The 12,778-nt window shown below is 66.1% G+C and carries 12 protein-coding genes; 4 read left to right on the top strand and 8 right to left on the bottom strand.

Annotated elements, in window-relative coordinates:
• Positions 1 to 261: 261 nt before the first annotated feature.
• From EIZ45_RS24165 to EIZ45_RS24155, 3 genes are read right to left on the bottom strand one after another with little or no spacing between them, the layout of a single operon-like run.
• Positions 262 to 1,173, bottom strand: a complete 912-nt coding sequence (locus EIZ45_RS24165; RefSeq protein ID WP_134736073.1) for a Scr1 family TA system antitoxin-like transcriptional regulator — start codon at positions 1,171 to 1,173, stop codon at positions 262 to 264.
• Positions 1,174 to 1,620, bottom strand: a complete 447-nt coding sequence (locus EIZ45_RS24160) for a hypothetical protein (RefSeq protein WP_134665902.1) — start codon at positions 1,618 to 1,620, stop codon at positions 1,174 to 1,176.
• A 35-nt stretch (positions 1,621 to 1,655) separates the two neighbouring features.
• Positions 1,656 to 1,928: a hypothetical protein gene (locus EIZ45_RS24155; RefSeq protein ID WP_240690748.1), complete on the bottom strand. Its 273-nt coding sequence runs from the start codon at positions 1,926 to 1,928 to the stop codon at positions 1,656 to 1,658.
• A 158-nt stretch (positions 1,929 to 2,086) separates the two neighbouring features.
• Here EIZ45_RS24155 and EIZ45_RS24150 point away from each other — a divergent pair, with 158 nt between their 5' ends.
• Positions 2,087 to 2,386, top strand: a complete 300-nt coding sequence (locus tag EIZ45_RS24150) for a MafI family immunity protein (protein ID WP_167756537.1) — start codon at positions 2,087 to 2,089, stop codon at positions 2,384 to 2,386.
• Between the two features lie 6 nt (positions 2,387 to 2,392).
• Here the strand turns inward: EIZ45_RS24150 and EIZ45_RS24145 are convergent, their stop codons facing one another.
• Entirely contained in the window at positions 2,393 to 2,953 is a 561-nt protein-coding gene (locus tag EIZ45_RS24145) for a flavoprotein (protein ID WP_134665898.1), read from the bottom strand.
• A gap of 4 nt (positions 2,954 to 2,957) precedes the next feature.
• Positions 2,958 to 4,196 (bottom strand): helix-turn-helix domain-containing protein, encoded by a 1,239-nt coding sequence (locus tag EIZ45_RS24140; protein WP_134665896.1) that lies wholly within the window; start codon positions 4,194 to 4,196, stop codon positions 2,958 to 2,960.
• Between the two features lie 430 nt (positions 4,197 to 4,626).
• Between EIZ45_RS24140 and EIZ45_RS24135 the strand changes: the two genes are divergently transcribed.
• Positions 4,627 to 5,850, top strand: a complete 1,224-nt coding sequence (locus EIZ45_RS24135) for a DUF4325 domain-containing protein (RefSeq protein WP_134665894.1) — start codon at positions 4,627 to 4,629, stop codon at positions 5,848 to 5,850.
• An 813-nt stretch (positions 5,851 to 6,663) separates the two neighbouring features.
• Here EIZ45_RS24135 and EIZ45_RS24130 read toward each other — a convergent pair.
• On the bottom strand, positions 6,664 to 7,563 hold the full coding sequence (locus tag EIZ45_RS24130) for a helix-turn-helix transcriptional regulator (RefSeq protein ID WP_134665892.1): 900 nt from the start codon (positions 7,561 to 7,563) through the stop codon (positions 6,664 to 6,666).
• 288 nt (positions 7,564 to 7,851) lie between these two features.
• Between EIZ45_RS24130 and edd the strand changes: the two genes are divergently transcribed.
• Positions 7,852 to 9,792, top strand: coding sequence for a phosphogluconate dehydratase (gene edd / locus EIZ45_RS24125; protein WP_134665890.1), 1,941 nt, complete (start codon positions 7,852 to 7,854; stop codon positions 9,790 to 9,792).
• Positions 9,789 to 10,412: a bifunctional 4-hydroxy-2-oxoglutarate aldolase/2-dehydro-3-deoxy-phosphogluconate aldolase gene (gene eda / locus EIZ45_RS24120; protein ID WP_134665888.1), complete on the top strand. Its 624-nt coding sequence runs from the start codon at positions 9,789 to 9,791 to the stop codon at positions 10,410 to 10,412. Before edd ends, eda begins: the two co-directional genes overlap by 4 nt.
• Positions 10,413 to 10,475: 63 nt before the next feature.
• Here the strand turns inward: eda and EIZ45_RS24115 are convergent, their stop codons facing one another.
• Both EIZ45_RS24115 and recA read right to left on the bottom strand, forming a co-directional pair.
• A complete protein-coding gene (locus tag EIZ45_RS24115) occupies positions 10,476 to 10,994 on the bottom strand; it encodes a regulatory protein RecX (protein WP_134665964.1) in 519 nt (172 codons plus the stop codon).
• A 583-nt stretch (positions 10,995 to 11,577) separates the two neighbouring features.
• A complete protein-coding gene (gene recA, locus EIZ45_RS24110; RefSeq protein WP_037809735.1) occupies positions 11,578 to 12,621 on the bottom strand; it encodes a recombinase RecA in 1,044 nt (347 codons plus the stop codon).
• Between the last annotated feature and the right edge of the window lie 157 nt (positions 12,622 to 12,778).

The raw sequence follows: 12,778 nt of genomic DNA, 5'->3' as shown, positions 1-12,778 counted from the left end.
CACTTCTTCTCGCCCCGCACGAGACGGGCGAACTTCTTGCATGCGGCGCAACGCATCCGGGTGACCCCCGTTGACGCACGCCGTCCAGAACCGGTTATGTTCGTCATTGTTCACTTCCCAGTGGACAGCGCAGAACCGGTGAAGGTTGGTAGCCAGAGGCCGGTTCTGCGTTTATACGGAACAATTCCAAGCGCATCAGGGCACGTTGAACACAGCACACGTCGCCGTGCGCTTTTTTGAGTACTCGCTTAGGTTTTCCGGCTAGTCGTCGGTCGGTTCCTCGCCGGTCAGGAGCCGGTTCAGCCCGGCGTCAGTCGCCCGCCGCTGTGCCTTCGCCTCTTTCAGGAGCTGGTCAACCACCACCGACAGCCGGGCCAGCGATTCCGCTGGAGACAACGCCGCCGCCCTCAGCCGCTCGATCGTCACCGTGTACGAGGCCGCTTCCTTCCCCACCAGGAACACGCCCATCGCGCGATGGGGGCAGTACACGACATCCGAGGTGTCCTTCAGCGCGTACCGGCTGAACGCCTCCTCCGTCACCGCCTGACTCGGAGCCAGCCGGATCGTCATCGTCCGCGACAGCCCGATCAGGTCCTTGAGGAACCGCGTCTGCCGCAGCATCACCTCGGCATCCCCGAAGTGGTTCCGCAGCGCCTCCGACCCGATGAACATCTCCGCCTTCACCGCGCCCGCGCCGAACAGAATCCGGTTGCGATCCATCCGGCTCTCCACGACCTGGTCCAGCTTCTGCTTGTCCCGCAGGTCCGGGCCAAACACAAGCCGCGCGTAATCCGGTACCTGCAACAAATCCGGGATCAACAGCGGAGCCCACACTGTCACCGCCGTCGCCACCCGCTCGTGCGCGATCAACGTCGTGTAGTGCGCCGGGTCAGCCTGCGACCCCACCGACGACCAACTCGGCCCTGTCACGCCATGCGCCAGCAGCATGATCCAAGCTTTCCGCTCCCCGGTCACGCCGAGCGCGCCCAGCACGTTCGACACCTCTTCCGGGGTCGGGACCCGCTGCCCGAGTTCCCAGTTCGACAACAACGACGGGTTCACCCCGATCCGCCGTCCCAGCTCCCGCAACCCGAACCGCGCCTCGATCCGGGCATCCCGCAACGCAGCGCCCAGGCCGCGGGCTCGCGGGCTCGCCATATCCGTCCCACGCATCTACGCCGCCTTGCTGTCACCAGTTGCAGACGCAGACCGCGACGGCTTCGCCGCAGCAGCCTTGAAGCCGGTCGCCCGGAACACGTACGTCTGGTACTTGAACTCGCCCTGACCGCCGACACGCGGCTCAGCCGTGAGCCCGTCCAACTCGATCGGCCGCATCCCCGGCAACGCCTCCGCAGTAGTCGGCACGGGCTGCACGTCCGCCAAGAACGTCACCTCGAACGACGCCCGCTTCGCCTTCGTCTCACCCGGGTCCGTCACCGCAGCCCTCCACTGCCGCTTGCCGGTCACCTCGTCAATGCGCTGCCGCACCGGCCGACCCGCCGCGCGATCCTCCCGAGACTGATACTCGTTGTCCGGAATCACTTCGCCCACCATCACAAGCCCCTGCGGGAACGCGTCGTCGAAGTCGATCGCAAACCGGTGTCCCTTTTCGATAGCCATGCTGAATTCCCTTTGCTGCTCTGGTTTTTGTGCGCTCAGTCGCGCTCTTCCGGCCACTGGTCGCCGAGAGGAGAGGAGTAAGTGCGGGTACGGTTCTGCGTCTCGCACCACTCGCCGAACTCGCCAGCGGCCACAGCGAGGCTCCGCGCAAACCGCGCAGTGTCCATCAAGCCGCCGATCCGAGCCGGTACCTGGATCACGATCGCGGTCTCATCGCCCCCGGCCACCAGCTGGCGAACCCCAGGGGAAGGCGACACGACGGCAGCGCCGTATCCGACGAGGGGCTGAATCACCACGTGAATGCCCATGTGTGCTCTCCCGATGTCTCGGCTTCCGCACGCCCGATTTGGCGCGCTGGGATCAGGAGACACCCAGGTAAGGCAGATCACCCGGACAAACTGTCCGGGTAGGTTCGCGCAGGTCATAAGTGCGTGCTCAGCACCGCCGGAGCAAGCAGAATGACCCCGTGACCGAAGACCGCTCGACCCTCTACGCCAGCTGGGACCGCACTCGCCGACACCTGACTGCGGCACGGGCCGACATCAGCGACCAGCCGGACGTGGACCTCTCGATCGCAGACGACTTCATCAAGCACAACGAACTCGGCTTGGCGTTCGACTGCCTGGTCGAGATCGGCGACGAGGTGAACGTGCGTGTGACGTTCTGGCGAGCGCTGGACGAGGCAGCGCGTGAAATGGGGCTGTACGAGGATCCGCAATCAGGTTCGGCCAGGCTCTGTCGAGAACGGTTGGCCGCAGCGGAGTGACCTGCCTCAGCTCTTGACCGGAACGGCCTTCTCGATCGCGTCGAGCATCGCCGACCAGGGCAGTTCCCGGCCGGGAGCGCTGCGCGGTTCGTGCAGCGGCCAGACATCGTCACTGTAAAGCAGGTCGACGCCGACGCGCCGCAGGTTCTCGATGTGCATCTCCCAGAACGGCTGACGCGCATGCGCCGCGTTCACGCGCGGGAAGACCACGACCGGCAGGTTGCGCGTGCCGATGGCCTCATTGACCTGCGTCAACGCCTGATTGTCCGCGATGCCGAGCGACATCTTCGCGACCACGTTCGCCGAGGCCGGCGCGACCAGGTAGCAGTCCGGAGCAGGATGCGGACTGCGCTCCGACGGCGACCGCGGCCCGACCCGCACCGGGTAGCCCGTAGCCTCCTCGATCTCCGCCAGCGCACCCGACTCGGCCAACCAGCGCCCAGCCGTCGGCGTCAGCGTCACCGCGACCGTCCACCCCGCAGCCTGCGCAGGACGGATCAGCTTCGGAAGAAGATCTTCAACCCCGCCCGCACCGGAACCGACCAGGCCGAGAACACGCGACGTCATCCGCCTACCTCACCGCGCCGCAGCGCTCAGCCAGCGCCAGCAGCGCCGAAGACTTCTTTCCCGCCGACGCAGGAGCACGCCGATACATCGACCGCACCACCTCACGCACCATCGTGTTGTGCCGAACGACAGTCGGTGCCTTCGTCTCAGCCTCCAGCAACGCGTCAAGCGCTTCGTCGTCCTTCGCGACCAAGCTCAACGCCCGCGCGAAGTCGATCAGGTGCGTGACCTGCCGCTCCACCGGCAGATGCTCGACGTTGACGCGCGGCGCGGACTCGATCACTTGCCCGACGTCGCCGAGATCCAGCGCCGCCGACAGCCGGTGCAGCTCGACGTTGGCCGGGCCGAACCCCGTCTGCCAGTAGTTCGCGTCCACCCCGAGCTGATCAGCCGCCCGGCCCGCATGGCCGAGAAGGTCATTCGCCGTCGACCGGTCCTGATGCCGAGCCGCGGCCACCGCAGTCCGGAGGTAGAGCATCCCGTAGAGACTCAACGCCGCCGGATCGCCTTCGGCCATGCGCGGCAGCAGCCACTTGGCCGCGACGTCCCCCAGCTCCAGCGCGTCATCGAAGCGACCCACCGCCAGCAGCGCGTGCGTCCCCGACCGCGCGGCCGACGCCAGCACCAGCGGATCATCCGCGTCATCAGCGGCCTGCATCGCCCGCTCCGCCGCGATCCACGCGAGGTCAGCCTCACCGATCTTGCTCAGCGTCGTCGCGGCCAGGTGGTGAACCCTGGCCGACACCGCAGCGCACGCCCGCTTGTACGTCGCGTCGTCCGACGAGGCGGCCTCCATCGCCTGGCTGGTCTTGATCAGACCGGGCAGCGCCGCGACGACCCGGCCGAGTTCGCCGTTCTGGTAGCTGGACCAGGCACCTTCCACCAGCTGCGCGACCGGCGCGGGGTCGATGTACTCGGGCGACATCGCCGAAGAAAACAAGGTCCGGGAGAGCCGACGCGGAGCCATCAGCGCATCCCGGATCGCCGGGACGTCGTCGTTCTTCTCCTGGTCCTCCAGCAGGACCGGCTCACCCAGCAGGTCGCCCAGCGTCACCCGCAGGGCCTGCGCGACCTCCGCCAGCACGTCCAGCCTGCGGATGTCCCGCTCGCCGCGCTCGATCTTGCTCAGCCAGTCCTCGGTGCGGCCCACCAAGTCAGCAAGCACCGCCTGCGACAGCCCACGCCGCCGCCGATAAAAGGCAATCCGCTCCCCAATGCTGAGCTGATCACCCGCGCCACGCATGCCATCAGGCTAGCAGCAGAACTTAGCCGTCACAGAGACCACGAAGAGCCAAGCCTCCGAGATCTCGTCATCTATTCACCTCTTCAACCGCTATTCAGAAGACTTCAGATCAGTAAAGGTGCCTATCCGAAGAAGCCGAGGTCAGTAAGCGAAACCGTGTCCCGCAAGGACTACTTGAATGACCCGAACGCGCCACTCTCAACGAAACCATCGCCGCTACTTCCGTTGCTTGAACACAAACATTCGACCTATCCGGCAATTCTACAACATCGGTAACAAGCAAGAAGAGTCGAACGACAAGTCCAGAAACAACACTACAAGACAAGTACGCCTATAAATAAATCAGAAATCAGGCTGCACACTTTCTCGCCCGAAGACACCGCAACCCTTGGAATTAGCACTACTCCATTGAACTCACTCAAGGTAGCCGATGGAACAAAACCTATCACCTGAAACTGTCGGCAACATCGCATTCGACGTGCGACGACTGTCAGGAATAGAGTCCGTAGCAAAAATAAAGAAGCACATTAAGGGCAACTTTCCTGATCCAGGCTCACGAATACAACTAGACTTGAGCAAAACAAAAGACGCTTACGCAAACGGACTAGCGCCAATGGCAGCGATTCTTGACCATTACAGGCGAATGGGATACAAAGTCGACGCAGTGCGCCAGTCGAGTTACATTTCGAAGACTCATGTCATCCTCCCGGTCAGGGCAACTCCGGAAGCATTCGACAAGAGTGACTACCATTGGAACAAGGTTTGGTACTACTCATCCAGCGATGAAGCATTCACTCTCACATCTGAGATTATTCTCCACCTTGAAAGTAGGATATATTTTGAAAGCGGCGTCCTCACCGCGCTCCGCTGGTCACTTTACGAAGTCCTGGATAACGTGCTCGAACACGCACAGACTCGTCGCGGCTTCTTCTGCATGCAACACTTGTCAGCTTCAAAAAGACTAGCATTCTGCATCGCAGATGCTGGCATCGGCATACATAGATCCTTCGCAACGGGCCGAGGCCACCACAAGCCAAGAACTGCAACTGATGCGATAAGTCTTGCAATTCAGCGACAGACAACGTCTACCGATGACCGCAGAGGAAACGGGCTGTACGGACTCGCTGAAGTAATTAGGCAAAATGGCGGTCAGCTTGAAATTTCCAGCGGCCGAGGGTTCCTCAGATTGAGTTCCGGCCACGAAGAGTCAGAGCTTGACCCAGATTATGGGACATTACTTCTTGATGATAACCATCACTGCACCGTAGTAGACTTCCAACTAGACACGAGCCACCCGATAAGTTTGCAAAGTATTTTCCCCCAAGAATTCGACCTTCGAATACAGAACATGGAAAACGATGACGGTGGATACACCCTATCAGTACACGAGTACGCTAACGAAGTTGCAACTCGAGAGGGTGGTGACAGGCTGCGCATTCGCGCCATCAACCTAATCAGAGAAGGGGCCCGACCCCTGACGATAGACTTCACCGGAACTAGTATTGCCAGCGCAAGCTTTATTGACGAGTTCATCGGGAAACTTGGCGAGACACTTGGATACAAAGAATTCTTCAAAAACGTCGCCCTAACGGGCATCGATGCCGACAACGCAGCACTGATCAGAACAATGCTCGCGCGACGAATAGCTGACTAGATCTAGCTTCGGACACCAGTGCCATTGTCCAGCTGCCGAATTTGGCTCTATGGGATCAAGGCGCGCCGCCTGGGGCGGCGCGCAACCGGTCACCTCGCGTACGGCGAGACTCGCCGGTTGGCTGGGCGGGCCTCCGCTGGCGCTCCGGCCGGCCCGCCCGGCGAGCCCGCCGCAGACTCGCCCGGGTGCGCACACCGCCGCAGGCGGCGCGGAGGGCCCCCAGAGGCACGACAGGGCAGCCACAGCCTTAGCGCAGCCGTCCACCTCCGGCGTCGGGCCGTCATCCTCGCGCCCGATCATCGAACGCCGCGCCACCGGCATCAAGAGCGCCTTCGGCGTCGCTTCGCGATGAGCTTCGCTCACCCTTGACCCCGGCACCGCCGCACTCAAGCTGGCAAGGGCGAGAACGACGGATCAGACCGCCCGACGCCTCCCGCAGCCGCCACTCCGCGTAGCCAGTCGGCAGACACAGCTAGGGGCCGGTCCGCCCCATCCACAAAGGACTCAGGCAGACCGGCCTTGGGCCGTCTGTGGGCCGTCAGAGGTCCAAACCGGACCAGACTCAACCAGACCCGACCGACCCGAAAATGCAGGTCAGAGCGCTGGACGGGCGAAGGTTCCCAGGTCAGGAAACCCGCTCGGCAGAAGTAGCACATTTACCAGAGCGGGGCATGTTGTATCGGTTGACCTGGGGGTTTATCGCCAGATAGGGGCCGAAAGTGGGGTCCAGGACGGCACCAGGACGACAGACGCCCGGCTCAAGCCCAGTAGCAGGACAGAGAGTCATCCGGCGATCGCCCCAAGCAACAGTCGCTATTCAGCCGGATCCTCGCCCGTCAGGAGCTTCGTCAGTCCGGTCTCGTTCGCGAGCCGCTGGGCCCTCACCTCGTCCTCGAAACCGGCAGCCGCGGCCGACAGATGGTGCAGTGAATCCTCCGGGGACAACGCGGACTCGGCCAGGCTCTCGATGACGTCCGCGTACGGAGCGGCCTCCCGACCGGACAGGAACACACCCGCGTGTTGGTGCGGGCAGTACACGACTTCCGTCGCGTCCCACAGCCGGTACCAGCTGAACGCGCCCTCCGTCACGGCCTCGCTCGAGACGAGCCGGATCTTCACAGTCGGCGAAATCTCGATGAGGTACCGCACCTGTCGCAGCATCACCTCGGCATCTCCGAAGTGCTGCCGCAGCGCCTCGGTCCCGACGAAAATCTGCACCTCAGCGGGCTCCGCGTCGAACAGAATCTCCTTGCGGCTCAGGCGATTCTCGACGACATGTTCCAGGATTTCGTTGTCCCACAAGGCCGGGCCGAACACCAGCCGCGCGTAATCGGGGATTTGCAGCAGCTCCGGGATCTGCAGCGGAGCCCACACGGTCATCGACTCGGCGTTCCGCTCGTGCCCGGCGACCATCGTGTAGTGCGCCGTGTCCGCCTGCGACCCGTACATGATCCAGCTCGCCCCGGCGACCTCGCGCGCCAGTTCCATGATCCGCGACTTCTTCTCGCCGACCACTCCGAGCGCGCCCAGCACCCCGGCCACGTCCTCCAACGTCGGAACTTCCTGGCCCAGCTCCCAGCTCGACAGCTGGTCCGGCTCCACCCCGACCCACCGACCCAGTTCGCGCAAACCGAAGCACGCCTCGAGCCGGGCATCCCGCAATGCCATGCCCAAAGCGTGCTCGCTCGGGTCGGGCATCTCCGAATCTCGCATCCACCGTCACCTCCAGCCGCGGATAGTGCCTGTTTCGCGCTGATGACACCTATCGATCGTCATCAGCCGCAGACACCGCCTTCCGCTGCGGCATATCCCCAGCTCAGCGGCAGTAGCCAGCGAACCCGTCGACAGCGGGACACCCCGCCCAGCGCTCCCGGCGACCCCACAGGGGGTTTCTGAATCGATTTTGTTTCCGGAGGGTTCTCGGGTTACCGTGTGCACCGTCACGTTCCCGCGACGCCAGCGCCGCCGTCTCGCGAACCCGTCACGAGCCGGGAGCTTGAGATGAGCAGCAGCCCGAACCCGACCGCCGCGGTGCACCGCGTGCTTGCCGACGTCACCGACCGGATCGCCGAGCGCAGTGCGGACACGCGGGCGGCGTACCTCGCCCGCAGTGCGGCCGCTTTCGAGGAGGGGCCGGTCCGCCGCGGCCTCGCTTGCAGCAACCTCGCACACGGATTCGCCGCCATGGACGGCGTCGACAAGCAGGCGCTGCGCCAGCTGCGCGCGCCCGGTGTGGCCATCGTGTCCTCCTACAACGACATGCTCTCCGCCCACCAGCCAATGCAGGAATACCCGGCGTGGCTGAAGAAATCGGTCCGCGAGGCCGGGGGCGTGGCCCAGTTCGCCGGTGGCGTGCCCGCGATGTGCGATGGCATCACGCAAGGGCGTCCCGGCATGGAGTTGTCGCTGTTCAGCCGCGAAGTGATCGCGATGGCGACGGCGATCGCGCTGTCCCACGACATGTTCGACGCGGCGTTGCTGCTGGGCGTGTGCGACAAGATCGTCCCGGGGCTGTTGATCGGCGCGCTGTCGTTCGGGCACCTGCCCGCGGTGCTCGTGCCGGCCGGTCCGATGAATTCAGGCTTGCCCAACAAGGAAAAGGCCCGGGTTCGGCAGCTGTACGCGGAGGGGCTCGCGACGCGGGAAGACCTGCTCGACGCGGAAGCCGCGTCGTACCACTCAGCCGGCACCTGCACGTTCTACGGCACCGCCAACTCGAACCAGATGGTGGTCGAGGTGATGGGCCTGCACCTTCCGGGTGCCAGCTTCGTGCCGCCGAACACGCCGTTGCGCCAGGCGCTCACCGAAGAGGCCGGCCGACGCGTCGTCGAACTGTCCCGGGGCGAGGCGTACACGCCGATTTCGCAGGTGCTGGACGAAAAAGCGTTCGTGAACGGCATCGTGGCGCTGCTGGCCACCGGCGGGTCGACGAACCACACGATGCACCTGGTGGCGATCGCCGCGGCGGCCGGGATTCAGCTGAGCTGGGACGATTTCTCGGACCTGTCCGCGGTCGTGCCGCTGCTGGCGCGCGTGTATCCGAACGGCAGCGCGGACATCAACCACTTCCACGCCGCGGGCGGCATCCAATTCCTCGTCGGCACGCTGCTCGACGCGGGCCTGCTGCACGAGGACGTGCTCACCGTCGCGGGTCCCGGGCTGCGCCGGTACACGCAGGAGCCGATCTTGTCGGACGGCGAGCTGGTGTGGCGTGACGTGCCGACGCGCAGTCTCGACGAAGAGGTGCTGCGTCCGGTGTGGCGGCCGTTCGCGCCGGACGGTGGACTGCGGATGGTGGAAGGAAACTTGGGCCGAGCGGTCACGAAGGTGTCGGCGGTCGCGCCGGAGCACCACGTCGTGGAGGCACCGGCGCGGGTGTTCACTTCGCAGGAGGCGTTCCGGGTCGCGTTCGAGGCCGGGGAACTGGACCGGGACGTGGTCGTGGTGCTGCGTCAGCAGGGTCCGCAGGCGAACGGCATGCCGGAGCTGCACGGTCTGACGCCGGCGTTGGGAGTGTTGATGGACCGGGGTTTCCGGGTCGCGCTGCTCACCGACGGGCGGATGTCGGGTGCGTCGGGCAAGGTGCCGGCCGCGATTCAGGTGACGCCGGAGGCCGCGGTGGGCGGGCCGATCGCCCGGATCGCCGACGGCGACGTGGTCCGGTTCGACGCGCGGTCCGGAAGCCTGGACGTGCTGGTCGCGGACGACGAACTGGCGCGCCGCGATCTGGCGGACGCCCCGCCGTCGGAGGCCGCGTGGAGCGGGACCGGGCGGGAGCTGTTCGGGGCGTTGCGGCGTGCGATCGGCCCGGCTGACCAGGGCGCGAGCGTGTTCGGGGCGCTCACTCCGGAGCTGGACCTCGCCCGGGGCGTTCCGCCATTCGGAAGCGGGACAATGGGCGAGTCCTCGTATGCTCTCCAGACCCAGGAGGTCGGTCAGTGACCACCGGCACGGACCTGCTCGCCCTGTCCCCCGTGATGCCCGTCGTGGTGATCGACGACGTCGACGACGCGGTGCCCACGGCCCGCGCCCTGCTCGCCGGCGGGATCGGGGTGATCGAGCTGACGCTGCGCACGCCGGTCGCGCTGACCGCGATCGAGCGGGTGGCCGCGGAGGTGCCGGACATCGTCGTGGGCGCCGGCACGGTGACGTCGCCGGAGCAGGCGAGGCAGGCCGCCGACGCGGGCGCGAAGTTCCTGGTGACGCCGGGCTGCACGGATTCGGTGCTGGACGCCGCGTTCGCCACCGGGCTGCCGTTCCTGCCGGGCGCGGCCACGGTGTCGGAGGCGATGCGGCTGGCCGAACGCGGGCTGAGCGCGCTGAAGTTCTTCCCGGCGGAGGCCAGCGGGGGCGCGGCGTTCCTGAAGTCGATCGCCGGACCGCTGCCGGAGCTGCAGTTCTGCCCGACCGGCGGGATCTCGCTGTCGTCGGCCCCGTCGTACCTGGCGCTGCCGAACGTCGGCTGCATCGGCGGATCGTGGCTGACGCCCGCGAAGCTGTTGGCGGCCAAGGATTTCGCCGCCGTCGAGAAGCTGGCCGCCGAAGCCGCCGCGCTGCGCTGAGCCCTTCCGGAAACCCGTCGTCTTCGTACCGGAGGCGGCGGGTTTCTCGGTGCCGCGAGGCGATCAGTCGACCGGCACGTCGTCCAGCATGCTGGATTCAGCCCCGAACTCGCGAAGTTCGTCGCGGATCACCGTGTACGCCAGCCCTTGCGGATAGCCCTTGCGCGCGAGGAACCCGAGCAGCCGGCGGATCGCGGTCTGCTCGTCGACGTTCCCGAGCGACCTGAGCCGTTTGCGCACCAGTTCGCGGGCACGCTGTTCCTCGGCTTCCCGGTCGACTTCCTCCGCCGCTTGCGTCGCGATCTCGTCGTCGACGCCCTTGCGCCGCAACTCCGCGACGAGCGCGGTACGCGACAGCCCTTGGTTGGCGTGCCGGTCGCGGACCCAGGCTTCGGCGAACTCGGCGTCGTTGACGAGACCGGCGCGGTCGAGCTTGCCGAGCAAGGTTTCCACGGTGTCGCTGTCGAAGCCCTTGCGCTGCAACGTCTGTCGCAGCTCCTCGACCGCCCTCGGCCGAGCGGCGAGGAGGTCGAAGCAGATCTCCTTGGCCTTCTTCGCCCGCTCCTCCGGAGGCAACTCCATCGGCTCGACCTTCGGCGCCCTGGCCACGACCACACTCCTTGTTCACGGTGCCGCCCTCGGACGACGGCACCTCCACCTCAACGCCGATTTCCTGGTGCCGAACACCGCGATTCGTACGGTTCGCCACCCGCCGACCGAAGCGCAGCCGCCGGAACTCGCACCGGCTCAGGCGACAGCCCGCACCGATGCTCGTCACCACCGCCCAGCGCGCACCCGCGGAGCTTGCCCGCGCGCACCGCTTCAGACCGGCCGAGCACGTCGTACCCGGGAGATCCCCACCGCACCGGCAGAGATCCCGGCCGCAATCCCCGCACGACCCGCTGGCCGCACCCAGCCGGAGATGGCCACGCCCAGCCACCGCGCACCCAGCCGGAGATAGCCGCACCCAGCCGCCGCGCACCCAGCCGCTGCCGCACACCCAGCCGGAGAACCGCCGGGCAAGGGCACACCTGCGCATCCGGAACACCGTCGTACCCGAAGATCCCGTCGCGGCGAAACCGCGCTGGTCCCCGGTTTCAGCGGCGGACCGGTGCGCGGCCCGAGCACCGGGGAGGGAACCTGCCGATCCCCTCCCCTCCCCGGATCAGAAGTCGACCGGCGCGGGCGCTGCCTCGGCTTCGGCATCGACCTGCGGACCGATGTTGAGCTTCTCCTTGATGCGCTTCTCGATCTCGTTGGCGATGTCCGGGTTGTCGCGCAGGAACTTCCGCGCGTTCTCCTTGCCCTGGCCGAGCTGGTCGCCCTCGTACGTGTACCAGGCACCCGACTTGCGCAGGATCCCCTGGTCGACGCCCATGTCGATGAGCGAGCCCTCGCGGGAAACGCCCACGCCGTAGAGGATGTCGAACTCGGCCTGCTTGAAGGGCGGGGCCATCTTGTTCTTGACGACCTTGACGCGGGTGCGGTTGCCGACCGGCTCGCCGCCGTCCTTGAGCGTTTCGATGCGGCGGACGTCGAGGCGGACCGAGGCGTAGAACTTCAGCGCCTTGCCGCCCGTGGTGGTCTCCGGCGAGCCGAACATGACGCCGATCTTCTCGCGCAACTGGTTGATGAAGATCGCCGTGGTGCCGGAGTTGTTCATCGCACCGGTCATCTTGCGCAGCGCCTGGCTCATCAGGCGAGCCTGGAGGCCGACGTGCGAGTCGCCCATCTCGCCCTCGATCTCGGCGCGCGGCACGAGCGCGGCCACGGAGTCGATGACCAGGATGTCGAGCGCGCCGGAGCGGATCAGCATGTCCGCGATCTCCAGCGCCTGCTCGCCGGTGTCCGGCTGGGAGACGAGCAGCGCGTCGGTGTCCACGCCGAGCTTCCTGGCGTACTCCGGGTCCAGCGCGTGCTCCGCGTCGATGAACGCCGCGATGCCGCCGTTGCGCTGCGCGTTGGCCACCGCGTGCAGGGCGACCGTGGTCTTGCCGGAGGACTCCGGGCCGTAGACCTCGATGACCCGGCCGCGCGGCAGGCCGCCGATGCCGAGCGCGACGTCGAGGGCGATCGCGCCGGTGGGGATCACGGAGACGGGCGGGCGGTTGTCCTCGCCGAGGCGCATCACCGAGCCCTTGCCGTACTGCTTGTCGATCTGCGCAAGGGCGAGCTCGAGCGCCTTGTCCTTGTCGGGTGCTGCTGGCATGGAAGTCCACCTCGCTGGTTGGGGCCTGTGTGTTCGGTTGTCCAGATCAAGCTTGTCCGGGGTCCAAGCTCTGTCCGGTCCGACGCTACGGGGAGGGACCGACAATTCCAGGCGCGGCGACTGATCTGTGGATCGCTGGCCCCGTTGTGCACAACAC

The organism is Amycolatopsis sp. CFH S0740 (assembly GCF_004522315.1).
Classification (GTDB): Bacteria; Actinomycetota; Actinomycetes; order Mycobacteriales; family Pseudonocardiaceae; genus Amycolatopsis; species Amycolatopsis nivea.
This window is presented reverse-complemented; position numbering and strand designations above follow the sequence as displayed.

What these genes read in the sequence shown, in the direction of transcription:
- EIZ45_RS24140 (WP_134665896.1), bottom strand. Translation starts at nt 4,196, where the DNA reads ATGCGTGGCGCGGGTGATCAGCTCAGCATTGGGGAGCGGATTGCCTTT.
- EIZ45_RS24155 (WP_240690748.1), bottom strand. Translation starts at nt 1,928, where the DNA reads ATGGGCATTCACGTGGTGATTCAGCCCCTCGTCGGATACGGCGCTGCC.
- EIZ45_RS24115 (WP_134665964.1), bottom strand. Translation starts at nt 10,994, where the DNA reads ATGGAGTTGCCTCCGGAGGAGCGGGCGAAGAAGGCCAAGGAGATCTGC.
- recA (WP_037809735.1), bottom strand. Translation starts at nt 12,621, where the DNA reads ATGCCAGCAGCACCCGACAAGGACAAGGCGCTCGAGCTCGCCCTTGCG.
- EIZ45_RS24135 (WP_134665894.1), top strand. Translation starts at nt 4,627, where the DNA reads ATGGAACAAAACCTATCACCTGAAACTGTCGGCAACATCGCATTCGAC.
- edd (WP_134665890.1), top strand. Translation starts at nt 7,852, where the DNA reads ATGAGCAGCAGCCCGAACCCGACCGCCGCGGTGCACCGCGTGCTTGCC.
- EIZ45_RS24145 (WP_134665898.1), bottom strand. Translation starts at nt 2,953, where the DNA reads ATGACGTCGCGTGTTCTCGGCCTGGTCGGTTCCGGTGCGGGCGGGGTT.
- EIZ45_RS24160 (WP_134665902.1), bottom strand. Translation starts at nt 1,620, where the DNA reads ATGGCTATCGAAAAGGGACACCGGTTTGCGATCGACTTCGACGACGCG.
- EIZ45_RS24130 (WP_134665892.1), bottom strand. Translation starts at nt 7,563, where the DNA reads ATGCGAGATTCGGAGATGCCCGACCCGAGCGAGCACGCTTTGGGCATG.
- EIZ45_RS24165 (WP_134736073.1), bottom strand. Translation starts at nt 1,173, where the DNA reads ATGCGTGGGACGGATATGGCGAGCCCGCGAGCCCGCGGCCTGGGCGCT.